This is a genomic window from Nonomuraea candida (genome assembly GCF_000725485.1).
Taxonomy (GTDB): Bacteria; Actinomycetota; Actinomycetes; order Streptosporangiales; family Streptosporangiaceae; genus Nonomuraea; species Nonomuraea candida.
In genome coordinates, this window is record NZ_JOAG01000003.1 from 58147 (window position 1) to 79114 (window position 20968).

General features: G+C 71.4%; 23 protein-coding genes. 14 read left to right on the forward strand and 9 right to left on the reverse strand.

Annotated elements, in window-relative coordinates:
• Positions 1-9 precede the first annotated feature (9 nt).
• The 3 genes from IO39_RS00295 to IO39_RS00305 form a co-directional block, all read right to left on the reverse strand.
• Positions 10-1272, reverse strand: coding sequence for a sugar ABC transporter permease (locus tag IO39_RS00295; RefSeq protein ID WP_043613963.1), 1263 nt, complete (start codon positions 1270-1272; stop codon positions 10-12).
• Entirely contained in the window at positions 1269-2033 is a 765-nt protein-coding gene (locus IO39_RS00300) for an ATP-binding cassette domain-containing protein (RefSeq protein ID WP_043613966.1), read from the reverse strand. Before IO39_RS00300 ends, IO39_RS00295 begins: the two co-directional genes overlap by 4 nt.
• Positions 2034-2095: 62 nt before the next feature.
• Positions 2096-3211, reverse strand: a complete 1116-nt coding sequence (locus tag IO39_RS00305; protein WP_043613969.1) for a sugar ABC transporter substrate-binding protein — start codon at positions 3209-3211, stop codon at positions 2096-2098.
• A 225-nt stretch (positions 3212-3436) separates the two neighbouring features.
• Here IO39_RS00305 and IO39_RS00310 point away from each other — a divergent pair, with 225 nt between their 5' ends.
• Together IO39_RS00310 and IO39_RS00315 are read left to right on the forward strand one after the other, a co-directional pair.
• Positions 3437-4276: a helix-turn-helix domain-containing protein gene (locus IO39_RS00310; RefSeq protein ID WP_211266847.1), complete on the forward strand. Its 840-nt coding sequence runs from the start codon at positions 3437-3439 to the stop codon at positions 4274-4276.
• A 66-nt stretch (positions 4277-4342) separates the two neighbouring features.
• Entirely contained in the window at positions 4343-4924 is a 582-nt protein-coding gene (locus IO39_RS00315) for a dihydrofolate reductase family protein (protein ID WP_043613976.1), read from the forward strand.
• A gap of 69 nt (positions 4925-4993) precedes the next feature.
• On the opposite strand, the gene IO39_RS00320 is transcribed toward IO39_RS00315, so the two are convergent.
• On the reverse strand, positions 4994-5185 hold the full coding sequence (locus IO39_RS00320) for a hypothetical protein (RefSeq protein ID WP_043613979.1): 192 nt from the start codon (positions 5183-5185) through the stop codon (positions 4994-4996).
• A 64-nt stretch (positions 5186-5249) separates the two neighbouring features.
• Between IO39_RS00320 and IO39_RS00325 the strand changes: the two genes are divergently transcribed.
• From IO39_RS00325 to IO39_RS00335, 3 genes are all read left to right on the forward strand, one after another.
• Positions 5250-5783, forward strand: a complete 534-nt coding sequence (locus IO39_RS00325) for an RNA polymerase sigma factor (protein ID WP_043613981.1) — start codon at positions 5250-5252, stop codon at positions 5781-5783.
• Positions 5783-6715, forward strand: coding sequence for a CU044_5270 family protein (locus tag IO39_RS00330; protein WP_043613984.1), 933 nt, complete (start codon positions 5783-5785; stop codon positions 6713-6715). Before IO39_RS00325 ends, IO39_RS00330 begins: the two co-directional genes overlap by 1 nt.
• 164 nt (positions 6716-6879) lie before the next feature.
• Positions 6880-7224 (forward strand): hypothetical protein, encoded by a 345-nt coding sequence (locus tag IO39_RS00335; RefSeq protein WP_043613988.1) that lies wholly within the window; start codon positions 6880-6882, stop codon positions 7222-7224.
• A gap of 12 nt (positions 7225-7236) precedes the next feature.
• Here the strand turns inward: IO39_RS00335 and IO39_RS00340 are convergent, their stop codons facing one another.
• Positions 7237-8115, reverse strand: a complete 879-nt coding sequence (locus IO39_RS00340) for a sigma-70 family RNA polymerase sigma factor (RefSeq protein WP_043613990.1) — start codon at positions 8113-8115, stop codon at positions 7237-7239.
• Positions 8116-8198: 83 nt separating this feature from the next.
• On the opposite strand from IO39_RS00340, the gene IO39_RS00345 reads away from it, so the two are divergent.
• From IO39_RS00345 to IO39_RS00360, 4 genes are all read left to right on the forward strand, one after another.
• On the forward strand, positions 8199-8648 hold the full coding sequence (locus tag IO39_RS00345) for a carboxymuconolactone decarboxylase family protein (protein WP_043613992.1): 450 nt from the start codon (positions 8199-8201) through the stop codon (positions 8646-8648).
• Positions 8649-8824: 176 nt separating this feature from the next.
• Entirely contained in the window at positions 8825-9361 is a 537-nt protein-coding gene (locus IO39_RS00350) for a TetR/AcrR family transcriptional regulator (protein WP_043613994.1), read from the forward strand.
• 152 nt (positions 9362-9513) lie between these two features.
• On the forward strand, positions 9514-9909 hold the full coding sequence (locus IO39_RS00355) for a DUF5360 family protein (RefSeq protein ID WP_043613996.1): 396 nt from the start codon (positions 9514-9516) through the stop codon (positions 9907-9909).
• A gap of 217 nt (positions 9910-10126) precedes the next feature.
• Positions 10127-12997, forward strand: a complete 2871-nt coding sequence (locus IO39_RS00360) for a LamG-like jellyroll fold domain-containing protein (RefSeq protein WP_211266848.1) — start codon at positions 10127-10129, stop codon at positions 12995-12997.
• 1 nt (position 12998) lies between these two features.
• On the opposite strand, the gene IO39_RS00365 is transcribed toward IO39_RS00360, so the two are convergent.
• Positions 12999-13703 carry a sulfite exporter TauE/SafE family protein gene (locus tag IO39_RS00365; protein ID WP_245641742.1) on the reverse strand — a complete coding sequence of 235 codons (705 nt, stop codon included), beginning with the start codon at positions 13701-13703 and terminating at the stop codon, positions 12999-13001.
• 229 nt (positions 13704-13932) lie between these two features.
• Here IO39_RS00365 and IO39_RS00370 point away from each other — a divergent pair, with 229 nt between their 5' ends.
• From IO39_RS00370 to IO39_RS00380, 3 genes are all read left to right on the forward strand, one after another.
• Positions 13933-14148, forward strand: coding sequence for a hypothetical protein (locus IO39_RS00370; RefSeq protein ID WP_043614002.1), 216 nt, complete (start codon positions 13933-13935; stop codon positions 14146-14148).
• On the forward strand, positions 14145-14477 hold the full coding sequence (locus tag IO39_RS00375; protein ID WP_052422278.1) for a type II toxin-antitoxin system PemK/MazF family toxin: 333 nt from the start codon (positions 14145-14147) through the stop codon (positions 14475-14477). Before IO39_RS00370 ends, IO39_RS00375 begins: the two co-directional genes overlap by 4 nt.
• 81 nt (positions 14478-14558) lie before the next feature.
• Positions 14559-15371, forward strand: a complete 813-nt coding sequence (locus tag IO39_RS00380) for a neutral zinc metallopeptidase (protein ID WP_245641743.1) — start codon at positions 14559-14561, stop codon at positions 15369-15371.
• On the opposite strand, the gene IO39_RS53990 is transcribed toward IO39_RS00380, so the two are convergent.
• The 3 genes from IO39_RS53990 to IO39_RS00390 form a co-directional block, all read right to left on the reverse strand.
• The gene (locus IO39_RS53990; protein WP_157547748.1) at positions 15366-15527 is read right to left on the reverse strand and encodes a hypothetical protein; all 162 of its coding nucleotides are present in this window, start codon (positions 15525-15527) and stop codon (positions 15366-15368) included. The genes IO39_RS00380 and IO39_RS53990 overlap by 6 nt on opposite strands.
• A 173-nt stretch (positions 15528-15700) precedes the next feature.
• A complete protein-coding gene (gene acnA / locus IO39_RS00385) occupies positions 15701-18430 on the reverse strand; it encodes an aconitate hydratase AcnA (RefSeq protein WP_043614004.1) in 2730 nt (909 codons plus the stop codon).
• Positions 18431-18574: 144 nt separating this feature from the next.
• Positions 18575-19303: a metal-dependent hydrolase gene (locus IO39_RS00390; RefSeq protein ID WP_043614008.1), complete on the reverse strand. Its 729-nt coding sequence runs from the start codon at positions 19301-19303 to the stop codon at positions 18575-18577.
• A 300-nt stretch (positions 19304-19603) separates the two neighbouring features.
• Between IO39_RS00390 and IO39_RS00395 the strand changes: the two genes are divergently transcribed.
• The gene (locus IO39_RS00395; RefSeq protein ID WP_043614009.1) at positions 19604-20383 is read left to right on the forward strand and encodes a PadR family transcriptional regulator; all 780 of its coding nucleotides are present in this window, start codon (positions 19604-19606) and stop codon (positions 20381-20383) included.
• 58 nt (positions 20384-20441) lie between these two features.
• Positions 20442-20966: a DUF1707 SHOCT-like domain-containing protein gene (locus IO39_RS56590; RefSeq protein WP_052422280.1), complete on the forward strand. Its 525-nt coding sequence runs from the start codon at positions 20442-20444 to the stop codon at positions 20964-20966.
• Positions 20967-20968: the final 2 nt, after the last annotated feature.

Below are 20968 nucleotides of genomic sequence, written 5' to 3' on the forward strand. Positions count from 1 at the left end.
AGTCGCTGATCACCTTAGACCAGCGGCAGCCGCCCTCTTGCGCGCCAGGGCGTCGACACCCGCGGCGAGCAACAGGACGGAACCGGTGACCAGGTATTTCACGCTGGCCCCGTACCCCATCAGACCCATGCCGTTCTCGATCACGGCCACCACGGCGCCGCCGAGCACGGCGTCGAGCACCCGGCCCTTGCCGCCGAACAGGCTCGTGCCGCCGATGACCGCGGCGCCGACCGCGTACAGCAGGACGGAGGAGCCGCCCGTGTTCGGGTCCACCGAGCTGGCCCGCGACGCGGCCACGATGCCGCCGACGGCGGCCATCGAGGAGCAGATCACGAACGCGTAGATCTTGATCCGGTCGACCGGGATGCCGGCCCGCCGGGCGGCCTCGGTGTTGCCGCCGACCGCGTACAGGTGCCGCCCGAACCCGGTGCGCCGCAGCACCAGCGTCCACACGACCAGCAGCGCCAGGATGACCGGCACCACGATCGGCACGCCGGTGAGCGAGACCAGCGCGGGGTTGCGGCTGCGCTCCAGGTTGAGCGCGGCGACCGCGAGCCCGGCGAAGAGCGCCAGCATGCCGACGCGGAAGGCGATCAGCGACATGGGGTCGGCCACCAGCCCGCGCCTGCTCCGCGACCTGGCCCGCCTGAGCTGCACCGCCGCGAAGACCGCCACGCAGACGGCGTACAGGGCCCAGCCGAGCCAGGGCGGCAGGTTCCGGTTGGCGATGGCGACGACCACCTCGTCGCGGATGGAGATGTTGGTGCCCTCGTCCACCAGCACCAGGACCAGGCCCTGGAAGGCGAGGAAGGCGGCCAGCGTGACCACGAACGACGGTATGCCGACCTTGGCGACCAGCGTGCCCAGCACGGTGCCGATGATCACGCCGGTGAGGACGGCGGCCGCCATGCAGACGTACCAGGGCAGTCCGGCGCTGGTCAGCGTGACGGCGAGGACCGCCGCGCAGACGCCGCTGGCGAAGCCGGCCGACAGGTCGATCTCGCCCAGCAGCAGCACGAACACCAGGCCCATGGCGATGAGCGTGATGGCGGCGCCCTGGGTGAAGAGGTTGGCGAAGTTGATCGCGGTGACGAAGGAGGGCCGCGCGGCGGCGAAGACCGCGCAGAGCACGACCAGGCCGAGCACCGCGGGCAGCGCGCCCATGTCACCGCCGCGCACGCGCTGCGCGTACGCGAGGAAGCTGTTCTTGATCGAGGGGGTCTGCGCCGCGGCGACGATGGCCTCGCCGGGGAGTTCCTTGACCTTGTTCATGGGGTGACCCCGTTCTTGAGGCCCAGTTCGCCGCTGCGGCCGGAAGTGATCAGCTCGACCACCTGCGCGTGCGTCACGTCGGCGGTCGCGACCTGGGCGGCCATCCTGCCGAGGTAGAGCGCCGCGATCCGGTCGGAGACGGCGAACACGTCGTTCATGTTGTGCGAGATGAGCACCACGGCCAGGCCGGTGTCGGCGAGCCTGCGCACCAGCTCCAGCACCTGCGCGGTCTGGGCCACGCCCAGCGCCGCGGTGGGCTCGTCGAGGATGACGACCTTGCTGTTCCACAGCACGGCCTTGGCGATGGCCACGGTCTGCCGCTGCCCGCCGGACAGGCTGGAGACCTGCTGCCTGATGGACTTGACCGTGCGCACGGACAGCCCGCTGAGCGTCTTCTCGGCCAGCTCCTCCATGCTGTCCTCGTCGAGCAGGAGGCCGTGCTTGCGCTCCCTGCCGAGGAACATGTTCTGGACGATGTCGAGGTTGTCGCACAGGGCGAGGTCCTGGTAGACGATCTCGATGCCCAGCTCGCCCGCGTCGCGGGGGCTGTGCACCTGGACCTCTTCGCCGTCGAAGAGCACCTGGCCCGAGTCGATCGGGTAGATGCCGCCGATGCACTTGACCAGGGTGGACTTGCCGGCGCCGTTGTCGCCGACGAGCGCCGTGACCTGGCCGGCGTAGGCGGAGAACCCGACGTCGTGCAGGACCTTCACCGGACCGAAGCTCTTGTCGATCCCGCGCACTTCAAGGAGGGGGGTCATATGGCTCCCTAAACCGGGGGCACGGCCCCCGCTCGTGGCGGCGGGCCGTACCCCTTGCGGTGTTATTGAATTCCTGCCTCGGTGCACTTGGCGGCGAAGTCGCCCGTGCACAGGTCCTCCTTGGTGACGTAACCGTCGGCCACCACGTCCTTGACGTTCTCCAGGTAGATGGCCTGCGGCTCCAGCAGCTCCGACGGCACGTCCTGGCCCGTCTCGGGGTCCTTGACGCTGCCGCCGGCCGTCGGCTTCTCGCCCTTGGCCAGCGCGACCGCGAGCTTGGCCGCGGCTTCGGCCTCCTTCTTGACCGCCTTGTAGACGGTCATGCACTGGTCGCCCGCGAGGATGTTCTGCAGGCCCTGGACGGTGGCGTCCTGGCCGGTGACGGGCACCTTGCCGTTGAGGTTGTTCTTCTTCAGCACGGTGATGGCGGCGTTGCCGAGGCCGTCGTTGGCGGCCAGCACGCCGGCGATCTTCGGCTGCTCGGTGAGCATCTGCTCGAAGATGGTGCCGGCCTGGGTGTTGTCCCAGTCGGGCACGGCCTGGTCGGGGCCCTTGACGTACTCGCCGGAGTCGAACTTCGGCTTGAGCACCCCGTCGTACCCGTTCTTGAACAGGGTGGCGTTGTTGTCGGTCGGCGAGCCGTTCAGGTACGCGACGATCGGCTTCTCCACCTTCTTGTCGGCCAGGCACTTGCTCAGGCCCTCGCCCTGGAGCGTGCCGACCTTGGTGTTGTCGAAGCTGACGTAGTAGGCGGCGCCGCCGCCGAGCGTCAGCCGGTCGTAGTCGATGGTGGCCACGCCCTGCGACTTGGCCTTCTCGATGACCGTCTTGCCGGTGCCGCTGTCCAGGTTCACGATCATCAGGACGGTGGCGCCGTTAGTGATCATCTGATCGGCAATGGTCTGGAACGCCGTCTTGTCGTTCTGGGCGTTCTGAATGTCGTACTGGACGCCGGCGGCCTTGAAAGCCTCTTCAAGGTACTTGCGGTCGGCCGTCTCCCACCGGGCGGAGGACTTGCTGTCCGGCAGGATGACGCCGATCTTGCCGGCCTTGGCGGCTTGCGTGGCCGAGGCGGACGAGGTCGACGTCGTGGTCTGACCGCTCTCGCCCCCGCAGGCGGTGAGACCGAGGGCGAGCGCGGCTGCCGTGGCGGTCAGGCTGAGGATCCCCTTGCGCATAATGCAGGGTCCTTTCTTCCGGAGGGGCCCGGATGAATGTTGTTTGCGGCAACGTATTCCGGTATCGAGCCCATGGGAAGGGGGGTGAGGGAGCCGATTTGTTGTTTCGGGTAACAATCCAGAAACGCCACCTCAACCTCCCCGACGCACGCGCGCCGACAGCGAGGAGCCCAGGTGGCCCGGCTGCCGGGCCGCGGCGATGGCGGCGTCGGCGATACTGCAGGCGTGAAGTACGTGTCCAGAGTGCCGCGACCGCCGCTGGACAGGCTGATCGACGACCTCTACTACCTGGAGGGCGCGCCGCCGTACGCCCGGCTGACGCTGCCGCCGATGCCGTCGGCGCTGCTCATCGTCAACCTCGGGCCGCCGTTCCGCATCCGCGCCGGCACCGAGACCGCGACGGCCGCGTACGCCGACGGCTGCGTGGTCACCATGCCCACCCGCGCCTTCGAGTTCGGCTATCCGCCGGAGACCCGGTCCGTCGGCGTGCACTTCAAGCCGTGGGGGCCGGCGCCGTTCCTGCCGATGCCCGCGGCCGAGCTGTGTGACCGGCCGGTGACGATGGAGCAGGTCTGGGGCCGGCCCGCCATCGCCGAGCTGCGCGACCGGCTGGCCACGGCGGGCGGACCGCACGAGATGCTGACGCTGCTGGAGGAGGAGTTGCTGCGACGGCTGTGCGAGACCGCCGGCCTGGGGCTGGTCCGCCATACGAGCGGCGTCATCGCGGCGGCCGGCGGGGCGGTGGCGATCGGCGACCTGAGCGTGGCGGCCGGTGTCAGCAGCACTCATCTGGCACGGCGGTTCAAGGAGCTCATCGGCGTCACGCCGAAGCGGCTGGCCCGCACCCACCGCTTCACCGCCACCGTGTTCGCGATCGACCCCGCCGGACCGATCGACTGGGGCGCGCTCGCCGGTGGCGCGGGCTACTTCGACCAGGCCCACTTCGGCCACGAGTTCCGGGCGTTCACCGGGCTCACGCCGACCCGGTACGTCGAGGTCCGGCGGCGGTTCCTGCGCGAGCACCCCGGCCACGTGCTGGACGGCTGGTCGCTGCCGGCCGATTGATTTCTTACAAGAGCGACAGCTCACGACCCGCTAATTTGAGGGCACCCCCAAGCAGAGGAGAGCCCCGTGGGCAAGGTGGCCATGTACAGCTCGGTGTCGGTGGACGGCTTCATCGCGGACGAGAATGACCGGCCCGGACCCCTGTTCGACTGGCTGACCGGCGGCGACGTCCCGCTGGACGAGAGCGGCGAGCTGAAGGTGTCGCAGGCGTCCTACGACCACACCCGGGCGTACTGGGACCGGATCGGCGTCACGATCGTCGGCCGCCGCGTCTTCGACCTGACGGACGGCTGGGACGGGAAGCCGCCGGGCGGGATCGACCACGTGGTCGTCGTGACGCACCGGCCGATGCCCGAGGGGTGGGACCCCGCGGCGCCGTTCCACTTCGCCGGCGGCGTCGAGGCGGCCGTGGCCAGGGCGCAGGAGCTCGCGGGTGAGCGCATGGTCGAGGTCGCCGCCGGCGACGTCGGCGGCCAGGTGCTCGCCGCGGGCCTGGTCGACGAGGTGCGCATGGACGTCGTGCCCGTCGTGTTCGGGTCCGGCAGGCGCTACTTCGGCTCGGTCCGCGCCCAGCACCTGCTGGAGGACCCTGACGTGGTGATTCAGGGCGACCGGGTGCTTCACCTGCGCTATCGGGTGCGCCGCTGACCGATCAGGGCGGGCACGCGAAGAAGCCCGGGCCGTGGGCCCCGGCGGCGCACGTGCGGCGCTTCGGTCTCACGGACGGTCGTGGCCCTGGTCGGGCGTGCCGGCGGCCGGCTTGCGCACGGTCTCGCCGGTGGCCAGCAGCTCGTGGTCGGCCCGGTCGGCGAACGCCCGCATGCCGAGCGCGGTGAAGGAGTCGTGGGCGGTGCGCAGGTGCGTACGCGCGTCGGCCGGGACCCCGGCGGGCGGCGGTGAAACTCGCATGGAAGGGTCGGCGGCGACCGGGCAGTCACCAGTGTCCGCAGTCCCCGGCGAGAGAGACCCATGCATGACCACGTTCCTCGACCGAGAGGTCGCCGATCCCGAGCGATTCTCCGCCCTCTTCGACGCCCACTACGAGGAGATCCGCCGTTACATCGGCCGCCGCCTCGACCTCGACGTCGCCGAGGACCTCGCCGCCGAGACCTTCCTGATCGCCTTCCGCCGGCGCGACGGCTTCGACGCCGCCAGGGGCGGCATCAGACCCTGGCTGTACGGCGTCGCCACCAAGCTCATCGGCCGGCACCGGCGCGCCGAGCTGCGGCGGTACCGGGCACTGGCCAGGTCGGGCCCGCCGGTCGGCGAGGACGGCCACGAGCAGCGGGTGGTGGACCGGCTGTCGGCGCGGGTGACCGTGCAGCGGCTCTCGGCCGCGCTGGCCGGGCTGTCGCGCGGTGAGCGCGACGTGGTGCTGCTCGTCGCCTACGGAGAGCTGACCTACGACGAGGTGGCGGCGGCGCTCGGCATCGCCTACGGCACCGTCGCCTCCCGGCTCAGCCGGGCCAGGACCAAGCTTCGTGACGCGTTGGGAGTTGAGGTGTGATGAAGGAGTTCCAGCTCATCGACGAGGTGATGCCGCAGGCGCCGCCCGCCGGCCACGCCACGGTGATGGCCGCCCGGAACCGGGTGCTGGGCGCCGCCCGGCGGCGGCACCGGCCGCTCTGGCCCAAGGCGATGCTCGCGGCGGTGGCGGTCAGCGCGGTGGTAGCCGGGGGCTTCGTGGCAGTGCCCCTCCTGGGGGGGACGGCCGTCCAGACGGCCGCGGTGCCGCAGGCGGACGCGGTGCTCGCCGCGGCGGCCGACCGGCTGGCCGCCCGGCCCCCGGGCAGCGGGGCGTGGTGGCGGCGGGAGATGGTGCAGGTGGCGCGGGTGAAAACCGCGACCTACACCGTGGAGCAGCGGGTCAGGGACGTGCTGTGGGCGAGCCGGGATCGGAAGGTCGGTTATCGGCACCAGCGCGGACCCGCCTTCGCCAAACCGCTCACGCCCGCTGACGAACAGGCGTGGAAGGACGCGGGCTCGCCCGGCCTGTGCGACGGCTGCCTGTCGGGAAAGACCTACTTCACCCCTCTGAAGATGACGCTCAAGCCCGTGACGGAACTGCCCACCGAACCCGAGGCGCTCAAGGCCGAGATCCTGCGGGCCAAGGACAAGCGGGCCCCGGAGGCGTGGCTGTGGGGGGCGAGCGCATGGCTCCTTCTCGACGCCGAGACCACCCCTGCCACCAGGGCCGCGCTCTACCGGGTGCTCGCCGGCCTGCCGGGGGTGCGCGTGGAGAACGGCGTCACCGACCTCGACGGCCGTACCGGGGTCGCGCTGACCTACGGCGAGGCGCCCGCCCGTCAGCAGATCATCATCGATCGAGACAGCGGGCAACTGCTCGCCATACAGGAGGGTGACGGGTCCTCAGCGTATGTGATCAAGCGGCTGGGCTGGACCGACGACCCGGCCCCGAAGAACTCGACGTTCAGGTGACGCGCCGGACGGCGTGGCGGACGGCGTGGCGGACGGCGTGGCGTGCCGGGGTGAAAGTTTCACCGGGTGACGTGCCCGGACGAGGGTCGCCGGGGCGGGGCGCTGGTGCGGTCGCGGGGGCCGGTCCTATGGTGACGGCCTCCCCCTCTCCCGAAGGAGATCTCATGGCCGCTCTCCACCGTGCCGTCCCCGCTCTGGCCGTCCTGCTGGGCGCCGTCATGGCCGCGACGGCCCCCGCCGCCGCAGCGGCCACCGGCGCCGCGCAGGGCCCGCGTACCGTTCAGGCCCAGGTCGCGGAGTTCACGGTGCAGCGCACCGAGACCCGGCAGGCCGGCGGGGTCACCCCGTACGCCGCCAAGCAGGCCGGCGCGGCCGAGGCGCGCGCGGCGATCCTCGCCGCCGGCGTCTCGTGCACCGGCTGGACCACGACCTCGGCCCTGGTGTGGGCCGCGCCCGGCAGCGTCTGGTACATCTACGACGTCACCGTCACGGCCCTCTGCACCCACTGAACACACGGCGGCTCACACCGGGGCAGGCAGGTCCATCGCGGCCAGCCTGGCGGGGTCGGCCAGGACCGTGATGCCGGCGATCCGGTCGTCCACGACGGTGAACGCGACGACCGAGAGCGGGACCCCGTCCTCGCTCCACGACACGATCCCGGGCAGGCCGTTGACGAGCACCGGCCGCGCCCGTACGGCGCCGCCGCCCGAGATCCGCGCGCCGGCGGCGACCTCGGTGGCGCCGAGCACGACGAAGGCGCCGCCGGGGGTGTCGACGGTCAGCCGCACCTCGGGGTCGAGCACGCGCAGCAGCCCCTCGAAGTCGCCGCCGTGGGCCGCCGCCAGGAACGCCTGGACCACCTCCCGCCGCTCGCGCGAGCCGCCCGCCGGCCGCTCGGTCGCGCGCACCTTCTTGCGGGCGCGGCTGGCGAGCATCTTGGCGGCGTCGGCGGACTTACCGAGGATCTGGCCGATCTCGGTGAACGGCACCCCGAACAGGTCGTGCAGCACGAACGCCAGCCGCTCCCCCGGCCCGAGCGACTCCAGGACGACCAGCAGCGCGAGCCCGACCGAGTCGGCCAGCGCCGCCCGCTCCTCGGGCTCGGGACCGTCGTCGGCCGTCACCACCAGGTCGGGCAGCCGGTGGTCGTAGGACGCCTCGGGGCGGGCCTGGCGCGATCGCAGCACGTCGAGGCTGATCCGGCCGACCACCGTGGTCAGCCAGCCGGCCAGGTTGTGGATGGTGGCCGCGTCCTGGCGCGACAGCCGCAACCAGGCCTCCTGGACCACGTCCTCGGCGTCGGCGTACGAGCCGAGCATGCGGTGGGCGACCGCGCGCAGCCGGTCGCGCTGCGCCTCGAACGCCTCGGCCACCAGGGTGTCCGGCCCGGTCTGTGACATGTCGTTACCTTCCTCGCGATTGCTCCGTCATTGGTCATGACGGGCCCGGAGGGGCACAGGTAACCGACGAAGGAACAACACCCATGGAAGCACGGATCAAGAGCCCGGCGAACGCCGACGTGGTCGCCGCCGTACAGCTCCTCACCAAGGCGATGCACGCCGGCGGCGTGGACCCGCTCGTGCTGGAGCTGGTCCACCTGCGCGCCAGCCAGATCAACGGCTGCAGCCCCTGCGTGTACGGGGGCGTCGCGTCGGCGAAGCGGCGCGGCGAGACCGACGAGCGGCTGCACAGCGTGGCCGCCTGGCGCGAGGCGCCCTTCTTCACCGAGGCGGAGCGGGCCGCGCTCGCCCTGGCGGAGGCGGCCACCCGGATCCAGGACGGGGCGCCGGGGGTGACCGACGAGATCTGGCAGGCCGCCGCCGCCCACTTCGACGAGAAGCAACTCCAGGCGATCATCCTGAGCGTCGCGATGACGAACTTCTTCAACCGCGTCAACCACGCGGTCCGGGAGCCGGCCGGCAAGACCTGGTGAACCGGGCGGCGTTCACCGCCGCGGTCCCGGCGCCGAGCGTCGTCCGCCCGTACGGGACGTGGACGAGCGGCCCGTACTCCGGGTCGTCGGCCCGTACGGGATGTGGACGAGCGGCCCGTGCTCCGGCTAAGGTACCGACCGTCTGGACGGTCGGCACTTTGGGCGTGGGAGGGACGATGCGGGACCGGATTCTGGATGCCGTCGAGCACCTGCTGGTGACCAAGGGGGCCGACGCCGTCCGGCTGGACGCGGTCGCGGCCGGGGCCGGGGTGAGCAAGGGCGGCCTGCTGCACCACTTCCGGTCCAAGCAGGCGCTGCTGGAGGGGGTGCTGAACCGCCAGGTCGAGCGTTTCCAGGCCGAGCTGCCGCCGGAGGGCTCGCCGCCCGGCGCCTTCACCAGGGCCTGGCTGGACGCCACCATCCCCGACGCCGACGTGCCCGCGCGGGCGCACGCCGACCAGGTGGCCGTGGCGCTGCTCGCCGCGCTGTCCGGCGGGCCGGAGGTGCTGGAGTCGTTCCGGCGGCGCTACCGGATCTGGCAGGACCGGCTCGCCGGCGACGGCCTCGACCCGAGCACGGCGTACCTGGTCCGGCTGGCCGTGGACGGCTGGTGGATGGCCCGGCTGCTGGACCTGGCGCCACCCCGCGACGACCTGCACCGCCAGGTGCGCGCCCGGCTGGCCGCCCTGACGGCGGAAGGCGGCGACCGGTGACCCGGCTCCCCGGCCCTCACGAGAGGACGGCCGCTGATCCACATCCCGGCCCTCACGAGAGGACGGCCGCTGATCCGCATCCCGGCCCTGGTGTGAAGACAGCCGCTGATCCGCCCGGCCGGGCCGCTGGAGGGCGGGGAGCGGCGGGGCGGGTGCTGGGGGCGACGAAGGTCGCGATGCTGATCGCCGACGTCGGGCTGCTGGTGTACTGGGTGGTGGTGTTCGCCGGTCTGATCCCGCCCGAGCTGGCCTACGAGGACTACAGCGATCCCGTCCTGGTCGACTGGAACCTCTCGTTCGTCCCGCTCGACCTGGCCGCGAGCCTGACCGGGCTGGCGACCCTGTGCGCGCGGGCCGCCTGGCGGCCCCTGATGACGGTCTCCCTCACCCTGACCAGCACCGCCGGTCTCCAGGCGATCGCCTTCTGGGCGCTGCGCGGCGACTTCAGCCTGGCCTGGTGGCTGCCCAACCTGTTCCTGCTGCTCTTCCCCCTGCCGGCGCTGATCGTCCTGCTCCGCCCCGCCATGGCGCGGGCCGGCGGAGCCTGAGGAAACGCCCACGGCCCGGGCAGCGGCAGCCACCCGGGGAGAGGCGACCGCCCGGGCAGAGGCAGCCGCCCGGGCAGAGGCAGCCGCCCGGGCAGAGGCTTCGGCGTCCGATTGTGGACACAACCGTGACAAAGTGACCCCTCCTTGCGATACATCGGTCAAGGCCATTCGGCGGCTCGGGGACCGCTGCTGTTCGGTTTCTCGCTGGGGGTAATTCGTGAAGCGCCTTTGCAGCGCCCTGACATCCGTCCTGCTCGTCATCGCCGGGCTGATCGCCGCCCCGGCCGCCGCAGCCCGCGCGTTACCGGGCTTGTTCCAGAAACAGATCGTCTTCAGCGGCCTCAACCACCCCTCCAACCTGGAGTTCTCCCCCGACGGCCGGGTGTTCGTCGCCGAGAAGAGCGGCCTGATCAAGGTCTTCGACTCGCTCGCGGACACCACTCCCACCGTCTACGCCGACCTGCGCACCCAGGTGCACAACTTCTGGGACCGCGGCCTGCTCGGCCTCGCCCTGCACCCCGACTTCCCCGCCGACCCGCGTATGTACGTCCTGTACGCCTACGACGCCGTCCCCGGCGGTACCGCGCCGCGCTGGGGCACCCCGGGCGGCACCGACGACCCCTGCCCCACCCCGCCCGGCGCGACCGGCGACGGCTGCCTGGTCACCGGCCGCCTCTCGGTGATCTCCCCGACCGGCGCGGAGACGCCGCTGATCACCGACTGGTGCCAGCAACATCCCAGCCACTCGGTCGGCGACCTGCAGTTCGGCCCCGACGGCGCCCTCTACGCCTCCGGCGGCGACGGCGCCAGCTTCAACTTCGCCGACTACGGCCAGGACAACCTGCCCGCCTCCGACATCACCCCCGACAACCCCTGCGGCGACCCGCCGTCGCCGGTCGGCACCGCCCTCACCCCGCCCACCGCCGAGGGCGGCGCGCTGCGCTCCCAGGACGTGCGCACCGCCGGCGACCCGGCGGGCCTGGCCGGCACCATCATCCGGATAGACCCGGACACGGGGGCCCCCGCCGCCGGCAACCCCAACGCGGGCAGCGCCGACGCCAACGTGGCCCGCATCGTCGCCCACGGCCTGCGCAACCCGTTCCGCATCACCAACCGCCCCGGCACGGACGAGATCTGGTCGGGCGAGGTCGGCTGGAGCGCCTTCGAGGAGATCAACCGCGTCGCCTCGCCCACCACGGCGGTGCCCAACTTCGGCTGGCCCTGCTACGAGGGCGCCGGCCGCCAGGCGGGCTACGACAACCTCAACCTGACCCTCTGCGAGAGCCTGTACACGGCCGGGACCACCGCGCACTCCGTCCCGTACTTCGCCTGGAACCACAACTCCAGGCCCGCCCCGAACGACCCCTGCCCGACCGGCGGCTCCTCCTCCAGTGGCGTCGCCTTCTACGAGGGCGGCCGCTACCCGGACGCCTACGACGGGGCGCTGTTCTTCTCCGACTACAGCCGCTCGTGCGTGTGGGTCATGCTCAAGGGCGCCAACGGTCTGCCCGACCCGGCCACGGTGGCGAACTTCGACTCCGGCATCCCCGCCGTCGAACTGGAGACCGGCCCCGGCGGCGACCTGTTCGCGGTCGACTACGCGGGCGGCACCATCGTGCGCTACATCTACGACAACACGCCTCCCTCGGCGGTCGTCAGCGCCTCGCCGACCTCCGGCGCGGCCCCGCTGACGGTGAACTTCTCCGCCGCGGGCTCCACCGACGCCGACGGCGACCCCATCACCTACGCCTGGGACCTCGACGGCGACGGCGAACTCGACGACTCCACCTCGGCCACGCCGTCCCACACCTACACGCAGCCCGGCTCGCCGGTGGTGCGGCTGCGGGTCAGCGACGACCGCGGCGGCCAGGACGACGCGACGGTCACGGTCAACGTGGCCAACACCGCGCCGCAGGCCACGATCACCGCGCCGACGTCCACCACCACGTGGGCGGTCGGCCAGTCCATCTCCTTCTCCGGCACCGCCACCGACGCCCAGGACGGCACCATCCCCGGTTCCCGCATGCGCTGGGCGCTGATCATGCACCACTGCCCCAGCACCTGCCACGAGCACGAGATCACCACCTTCACCGGCACGTCCGGGACCTTCCAGGCGCCCGACCACGAATACCCCTCGCACCTGGAGCTGCGGCTGACCGCCACCGACGCGCACGGCCTCACCGACACCGAGAGCGTGCTGCTGCAGCCGAGAACGGTGCAGCTCACCTTCGCCTCCGCGCCGGCGGGCCTGCGGCTGGGCTTCAACGGTGAGCAGGTGGCCACGCCGTTCACCCGGACGGTGATCGTCGGGTCGAGCAACTCGGTCTCCGCGCCGTCGCCGCAGGACTCCGGCGGCCAGAGTCACGCCTTCGCGTCCTGGTCCGACGGCGGGGCCGCCTCCCACCAGGTGGTGGCGCCCGCGACGGCCACGACGTACACGGCCACGTACACGCCGGTGCCGCCCGCGACGGGGCTGGTGGCCGCGTACGGGATGAACGAGGGCTCGGGCGGCTCGGTCACCGACTCCTCCGGCAACGGCAACACCGGCACCGTCACCGGCGCGAGCCGGACGTCGAGCGGCAGGTACGGCGGCGCCCTGTCCTTCAACGGCCTGCTCAGCTGGGTCGACGTGCCCGATTCCGCCGCTCTGCGGCTGACGACCGGGATGACGCTGGAGGCGTGGGTGCGGCCGTCGAGCGTCAGCGGGTGGCGTACCGTGATCATGAAGCGGCACTCGGGCGGCCTGGCCTACGCCCTGTCGGCCGGCGCCCCCGACCAGCTCCCGCACGTCCGCGTGCACACCTCCGCGCAGTCCGACCTGCCCGGCCCGGCCGCGCTCCCGGTCAACACGTGGTCCCACCTGGCGGCCACGTACGACGGGGCGGTCCTGCGGCTGTACGTCAACGGCGCGCAGGTGGCGCAGCAGGCCGTCACGGGCGCGCTCCGCACGGACGGCGCGTCGTTGCGGATCGGCGGCAACGGCCTGCTCAACCAGGTCTTCAGCGGCCAGATCGACGAGGTCCGCGTCTATGACAGGGCCCTGACCCCGGCCCAGATCCAGACCGACATGAACACCCCGGTGGGCTGAGTCAGGCGCCGGCCACGGCGGTGAGCGCGTTCTGCAGGATCAGCGCCACCGCCGAGGCCGCCGCCACGCACAGCACCGCCACCCGCACCTTGCCCCCGTCGAGGTAGCGCCGCAGCGGCCCCGACACCAGGAACCCCAGCACCATGGGCACGATCAGCGCGGCCCCGGTCAGCAGCGCCCGCGCGGGCAGCTCCCCCACGACCCGGAGGATGACCAGCGACTGCGCGGCGCTCAGGAAGAAGAACATCGCCAGCGTGGCCCGGATCTGCGGCCCCTTGGCGTTCTGGTAGACGAGCGCGATGGGCGGCCCGCCGATGCCCGTGGCGGTGCCGGTGATCCCCGAGACGAACCCGGCCGAGGTGATCGTGTAGCCGTTGCGTGGCACGCTCAGCGCCCGGGCCGTCAGCGCCACGGCGATCAGCACCATCACCGCCACGAGTATGCCGCGTGCGTAGATGGAAAAGTAGACAACGACGACTGCGCCGATGGCGCTCCCGGGCAGCCTGCCGAGCACCGCGAACCCGAGCCCCGGCCAGTCCACCCTGCGCCACTCCCTGGCCAGCGTGAACAGCGGCAGGGTCAGGTTGACGACCTGGATGGCGCCGGGCATGAGGTCGGGGGCCAGCATGGTGAGCAGGGGCGCCGCGACCAGCCCCAGCCCGAACCCCACAGCACCCTGGACGACCGCCCCCGCGAAAACCGCCAAACTGCCAAATATAAGCACCAATGCCACATCGGTCACGCAGAAGAGTCAATCATCTTTACGCTCTGTTGCCATAAGTGCTGCGAGAGTAACGAGGCTCCTCTAGTATCTGTCGCGACGCCCACATAGCCTGTCGAGTATGAGCCCGAAGCATAATGCGGCGACGACGATCCGTGTGAGCGTCAAAACGAGAGACCGTCTAGCGAAGATCGCCCGCCAGGAGGGCCGAAGCATGACCGAGGTGCTCAACGACGCCATCACCGACTACGAGCAGAAGCTGTTCTGGGAGACCCTCAACGAGCAGATCGAGCGGACCCAGCGCGAAGATCCGGAGAGCCGGGCCGACTACCTGGCCGAGCGCGAGCTCGTGCTGGGCACGAAGCCGCGCACCCGGCACATCGCTCCCGAATGGGAGGGTCTGATCACATTTCCCAAGGAGAAAGAGTGAAACTAGCCCAGGGTGATATCTGGTTCACCCAATTCGGCCGGCCGACCGGTCGCGAGCAGGGTTTCGACCGCCCTGCTCTGATCATCAGCAACAACGACCTCAACCGCTCACGGCTGGACATCGTCTTCGCGGTGCCCTTGACCACCCGTGAACGCGGCTACATGACCCATGTCCGCATCGACCGCGACAACACCGGGCTGGCCAAGACCAGTTGGGCGATGGTGGAGCAGATGCGCGCCCTCTCGCCCGACCGCTTCGAGTTCTACGTCGGCAGCGCACCCGACGAGGTGGTCGCCGAGGCGGTCACCGTGCTGAGACGGATGCTCTGAGGTTTGCCGCCCGGCGAAGTAGCAGTTCGCCGGGTGGCACCTTTCATCGTGCCACACGCGTGGCGGCTCTATGCTGCCGACGTGCCAATCTCACCCCTCGGCCTCGCCACGCTCCTCGCCACCGCACCCCTCTCCCCCGCGACCACGACCGCGACCGTGCCCACGAGCATGCCCACGACCACGAGCATGCCCACGACCACGGCCGCGCCCGTCACCGATCCGTTTCCGGAGCGGGCGGGCAGGCTCGGGGGCACCTCGTGCCCCGAGACGCCGCTGATCGCCGGGGGCATCCCGCGCGGCCGCGAATACCTCCAGCATGCCGTGAAATGCCTGGACCAGGCGTGGGGCGCCTACTTCGGCACGGCGGGGCTGCGGTTCGGCAAGCCGGGCGCCCGCTTCTTCGAGGAGTCGCGGGGCAGCGTCTGCGGGGTGCCGCTGGAGAGCGTGGACGCGCTCTACTGCCACCGTGACCGGACGCTGGTGTTCACGCTGACCGGCCGCTGGATCGAGAACAGGACCGACCTCTACCCGCTCAAGATCGCCGCCCACGAGTACGCCCACCACCTCCAGGCCCTCACCGGCGTGCACCGGGCCTTCGCGGCGGCCCACCGGGCCGCGCCCCAGCGGCGCGCCGCCGAGCTGAAGCGCCGGTTCGAGCTGCAGGCCGACTGCCTGGCCGGGGTGTTCATGGGCAGCGTACGCGCCTCGCAGGCGCGCTCCGCGAGCGACTGGACCACCCTGTACGACGCCGTGCGCGCCGCCGGCGACGACGGCACGGAGCGCGTGAGCCACGGCAAGGGCGCCAACCGGGTCTCCTGGTTCAGGCGCGGGGCCACCACGCTCTCCCCCGCCGCCTGCGACACCTGGAGCGCGCCGCCCGCCAAGGTGTCATGACGGGTACGGGCGCCCCGGCGCGCCGTTCAGGTCACCGGCCGCCCCCCGAAGGACGCGGGGGCCGGGGACGAGCACGCCGCGGACCAGCACGCCGGGGACCAGCATGCCGGGGACGAGCACGCCGCGGACCGGCATGCCGGGGACGAGCGTGCGCACAGGGACTGCCCCGCCACCCCTCGCATGGCGAAGAGCCGCCCCGCGGGGGGTGTCCCGCGGGGCGGCTCTCAGGGTGTCGGGTGGTTCCCCCGATGCGGGGCGCGTGAGGATCACGCCCCAACCCCCGCGCTCCCGCCCGGCTCATGACCGGGCGGAGGCACGGGAAGAACTGGCTACTTGGCCAGCAGCGAGCGCAGGACGTACTGCATGATGCCGCCGTGCCGGTAGTAGTCGGCCTCGCCCGGCGTGTCGATGCGGACGACCGCGTCGAACTCGACGTCGCCGGCCTTGACGTGGACCGTCTGCGGGATGCCGCCCTTGTTGAGCTCTTCGACGCCCGTGATGTCGAAGGTCTCTTCGCCCGTCAGGCCCAGCGCCTCGGCCGAGGCGCCCTCGGGGAACTGCAGCGGCAGCACGCCCATGCCGATCAGGTTGGAGCGGTGGATGCGCTCGTAGGACTCGGCGATGACCGCGCGCACGCCCAGCAGCGCCGTGCCCTTGGCCGCCCAGTCGCGCGAGGAGCCGGAGCCGTATTCCTTGCCCGCCAGCACCACCAGCGGCGTGCCGGCCGCGGCGTAGTTGACGGAGGCGTCGTAGATGAACGACACCGGGGCGTCGGGCCGGGTGAAGTCGCGGGTGTAGCCGCCCTCGGTGCCCGGCGCGATCTGGTTGCGCAGGCGGATGTTGGCGAACGTGCCGCGGATCATCACCTCGTGGTTGCCGCGCCGCGAGCCGTAGGAGTTGAAGTCCTTGACCTCGACGCCGTTGGCCTGGAGGTATTGCGCGGCGGGGGTGCCGGCCTTGATGGAGCCGGCCGGCGAGATGTGGTCGGTGGTGACCGAGTCGCCGACCTTGACCAGCACGCGGGCGCCGGTGATGTCGGTGACGGGCTCCGGCTTCTCCGGCATGCCGTCGAAGTAGGGGGCCTTGCGCACGTAGGTCGAGTCGGGGTCCCACTCGAAGGTGTCGCCCGTCGGGATCGACAGCGAGCGCCAGTGGTCGTCGCCCTTGAACACGTCGGCGTAGTCGCGCTCGAACATGTCGCGGCCGATCGAGGAGTTGACCACCGCGGTGATCTCCTCCGGCGAGGGCCAGATGTCGCGCAGGTAGACGGGCTCGCCGTCGCTGCCCAGGCCCAGCGGCTCGGTGTCGAGGTCGAGGTCCATGGTCCCGGCCAGCGCGTAGGCGACCACGAGCGGCGGCGAGGCCAGGTAGTTCATCTTGACGTCGGGGTTGATGCGGCCCTCGAAGTTGCGGTTGCCGGACAGCACCGCCGTGACGGCCAGGTCGTTGGCCTGGATGGCCTCGGAGATCTCCGGCAGCAGCGGGCCGGAGTTGCCGATGCAGGTGGTGCAGCCGTAGCCGACCAGGTTGAAGCCGATCTTGTCGAGGTAGGGCTGCAGGCCCGAGCGCTCGAAGTAGCCGGTGACGACCTGGGAGCCGGGCGCCAGCGAGGTCTTGACCCACGGCTTGCGGGTCAGGCCCTTCTCGACGGCGTTGCGGGCGAGCAGGGCCGCGCCGAGCATGACGTAGGGGTTGGAGGTGTTGGTGCAGGAGGTGATCGCGGCGATCGAGACGATGCCGTGGTCGATCTCGAACGAGGTGCCGTCGGCGAGCGTGACGGGCACCGGCTTGTGCGGCCGGCCGCCGTCGGCGCTGGCGTTGGAGGCGGGCGCGTCGGAGGCCGGGAAGGTCTCCTGGCCGGCCTCGTCGACGCCGTCCTCGACGTAGTTCTGCACGTCGTGGCGCCAGGTGGCCTTGGCCGCCGACAGCACGATGCGGTCCTGCGGGCGCTTGGGGCCGGCGATGGACGGCACCACGGTGCCCAGGTCGAGCTCGATGTACTCGGAGAAGACCGGCTCGGGCGCGGCCGGGTCGAGCCACAGGCCCTGGGCCTTGGCGTAGGCCTCGACGAGGGCGATCTGCTCCTCGGAGCGGCCGGTCAGGCGCAGGTAGTCGACGGTCTGGCCGTCGATCGGGAAGATGGCGCAGGTGGAGCCGAACTCGGGGCTCATGTTGCCGATCGTGGCCCGGTCGGCCAGCGGCACGGAGGAGACGCCCTCGCCGTAGAACTCCACGAACTTGCCGACCACGCCGTGCTTGCGCAGGATCTCGGTGATCGTGAGCACCAGGTCGGTGGCGGTGGCGCCGGCGGGCAGCTTGCCGCTGAGCTTGAAGCCGACCACGCGCGGGATGAGCATGGAGATCGGCTGGCCGAGCATCGCGGCCTCGGCCTCGATGCCGCCGACGCCCCAGCCCAGCACGCCGATGCCGTTCTCCATCGTGGTGTGGGAGTCGGTGCCGACGCAGGTGTCGGGGTAGGCCTTCCCGTCGCGGGTCATGACGACGCGGGCCAGGTGCTCGATGTTGACCTGGTGCACGATGCCGGTGCCGGGCGGCACGACCTTGAACTCGTCGAAGGCCGTCTGGCCCCAGCGCAGGAACTGGTAGCGCTCGCGGTTGCGCTCGTATTCGCGCTCGACGTTGCGCTGGAAGGCGTCGGGGTGGCCGAAGTAGTCGACGATGACCGAGTGGTCGATGACCATCTCGGCGGGCGCGAGCGGGTTGATGCGGGCGGGGTCGCCGCCCAGGTCGCGCACGGCCTCGCGCATGGTGGCCAGGTCGACCACGCACGGCACGCCGGTGAAGTCCTGCATGATGACGCGCGCGGGCGTGAACTGGATCTCCACGCTGGGCGCCGCGTTCGGGTCCCAGCCGCCCAGCGCACGGATGTGGTCGGCGGTGATGTTGGCGCCGTCCTCGGTGCGGAGGAGGTTCTCCAGCAGGATCTTCAGGCTGTACGGGAGACGGGCGGCGCCCTCGACGGCATCCAGCCGGAAGATCTCGTACGACGCGTCGCCGACGCGGAGCGTGTCACGGCTGCCGAAGCTGTTCGCGGACACGATGATTCGCCTCCTCCATAGACAGGTGTTCAGACAGAATCCTGCCGCACTCCCTGACCGAACAACACGTTAGGTAACCCTAACCACCAGGCCCGCGGCGGATGTCTCGACGTCAAGATATATCCAGAGTATCTCGACATCAAGTTAAACCGGCGCCAGCCGCCAGAACAGCAGCCCGACGATCGCCACCGACAGGACCGGGGCCAGGATCTTCTGCTCGAACTTCCGGCCCGTCTTGATGCCGATCTTCCACGGCAGCACGAACTTGGCCCCCAGCGGCCAGAGCACCGGACAGCCCCGCTCGGTCATGCAGTCGCCGACGACGTGGATGAAGGAGCCGAGCCCCACCGCCAGCCCCAGCCAGGCGTACCCCACGTCGAGGGACATGAAGACGGCGTACAGCCCCGCGGTCAGGCCGATGTTGATCATGATGGATCCGGCCTTGTTGCCGGGGATGCCGATCCCGATGGCGCGCAGGGCGAGCCCGATGAGCAGCACGACCATGATGTCGCGCCCGATCGGATAGGCGCCGGCCAGCCAGTGCGCGCCGAACCCGAGCGCCACCGCGAAGGCCAGCGAGTGCGTCGCGCCGCGGTGCCCGCCGCTGATCCAGGCCACGAACTTGCTCAGCGCCCACGTGACCGGCCCGAACGTCTGCGCGATCGTCGCGCTCGGATGGTCGAGGTCGGGCAGCATCGCGGCGCCCGCGCAGATGAGCGCCCCGGCGATCAGCTCGGCGGGACTGAGCGCGGTGGCCATGATCCCGGTGTCGACGAAGCGGGAGGACTCGTTCAGCAGCGGCAGTGCGGCCAGGGGCGGCGCCAGCCCCAGCCAGGCGATGGCCCCCGTCATCGCGTGCGTGTGCCCCATCATGATCGGGACCCTACGGCAAAGAAGTCCTTTACGCGGGCAGGCATGCCGCGCGAAGACCCTCACGAACCCGGCGAAATCATCCGGAAACGCAGACGAGGTCGTCTCCGCGGCGACAGCACCCCCCAGCCCTGCCGACGCGGAACGACCTCGTCTGCTCTGTTCAACGCCACCTCTCCCGATCCTGTTCCCGGATTCCGCAACTTTTTCGTGATCTGGCTCACTCCTGTCAGAGGGTTGCTAACGGAACAGTACCGATATATCTTTGACGCATCGAGAATAGATCACGATAGAGGAGGAAAAATGACTTCCCCCATCGCGGCAGGCGGACCCTGGCCCGGCGCACACGAGTACAAGCGCGCGCTGCGCGAGGCGTTCCGTGCCATGAGCGAGACGTTCGAGCAGTTCGGCGGCCACCGGGGGCGCGGCGGCGGGCACGGTGGTGGGCACGGTGGTGGCCACGGCGGTGATCCCGGCGAGCCGGGCGGGCCGCACGACCGGCGGCACCGGGGCAGGAGGGGCGGGCCGCCCGGCCCGTTCCCGTTCGACTTCGGGCGGGGCGGCCCGTTCTCCGGCCCGGGCGGGCCGTGGGGCGGCCACCGCGGCTGGGGCGGCCGCGCCCGCAAGGCCAAGCGGGGCGACGTGCGCGCCGCGATCCTGGCCCTGCTGTCGGAGGAGCCGCGCAACGGCTACCAGATCATCCAGGAGATCGCCGCGCGCAGCGAGGGCGGCTGGAAGCCCAGCCCCGGCGCCGTCTATCCGGCGCTCCAGCAGCTCAGCGACGAGGGCCTGGTGATCTCGGAGGAGAACGAGGGCCGCAAGACCTTCCGCCTCACCGACGAGGGCCGCGCCTACGTCGAGTCGCACGCCGAGGAGGTCCGCGCCCCGTGGGACGAGATGCGGCCCGACATCGACGACAACACCGCCGACCTGTGGCACATCGCCCGCCAGTCGGCCTTCGCGATGATGCAGGTGCTCCAGACCGGCAACGACGCGCAGATCCGCGAGGCGCGCAAGGCTCTGGTGGAGACCCGCCGCAGGCTCTATCAGATCCTGGCCGACGACGAGCCGGGTGAGGAGTAGCCAGAGATGACCGGCAGCGCACCGGATCGGCCGGTTCGGGGAGAGCGAGGAGCCTGACATGGACCGCAACGATCTCCGCGTCGGCGACGCCGAGCGCGAGCAGACGATGGCCGCCCTGCGCGAGCACTTCGCGCAGGGCCGCCTGACCCACGAGGAGCTCGACGAGCGCCTCGACGCGGCGCTGGCCGCCCGGACGGCCGGTGACCTCGCCCGGGTGACGAACGACCTGCCCGGTCATCAGCCCGGTCATCAGCCGGCTCACCGGGAGCCCTTCTCCCCCTACGGGATGGACGACTGGCGGGCGGCGGTGCACGCCCACCGGCGGCAGGTGCAGTCGATGCGCGACCTGCGCCGGGACATGCGCGGGGACATCCAGCGGGCCGCCTGGGCCGCCCGGCACGCGCACCTGCGGGGGCAGGCGGGGCGCCGGCGGGGGCCGCACCCGATCCTGCCCCTGCTGTTCGTGCTGATGATGATCGGGCTGGTCATCGGCGGTTTCGGGGTCTTCAAGGTGCTGTTCGTGGTGTGGCTGGGGGCCATGCTGTTCAGCCTGGCCCGCCGGCGCCTGCACCACCGCGGCTGACG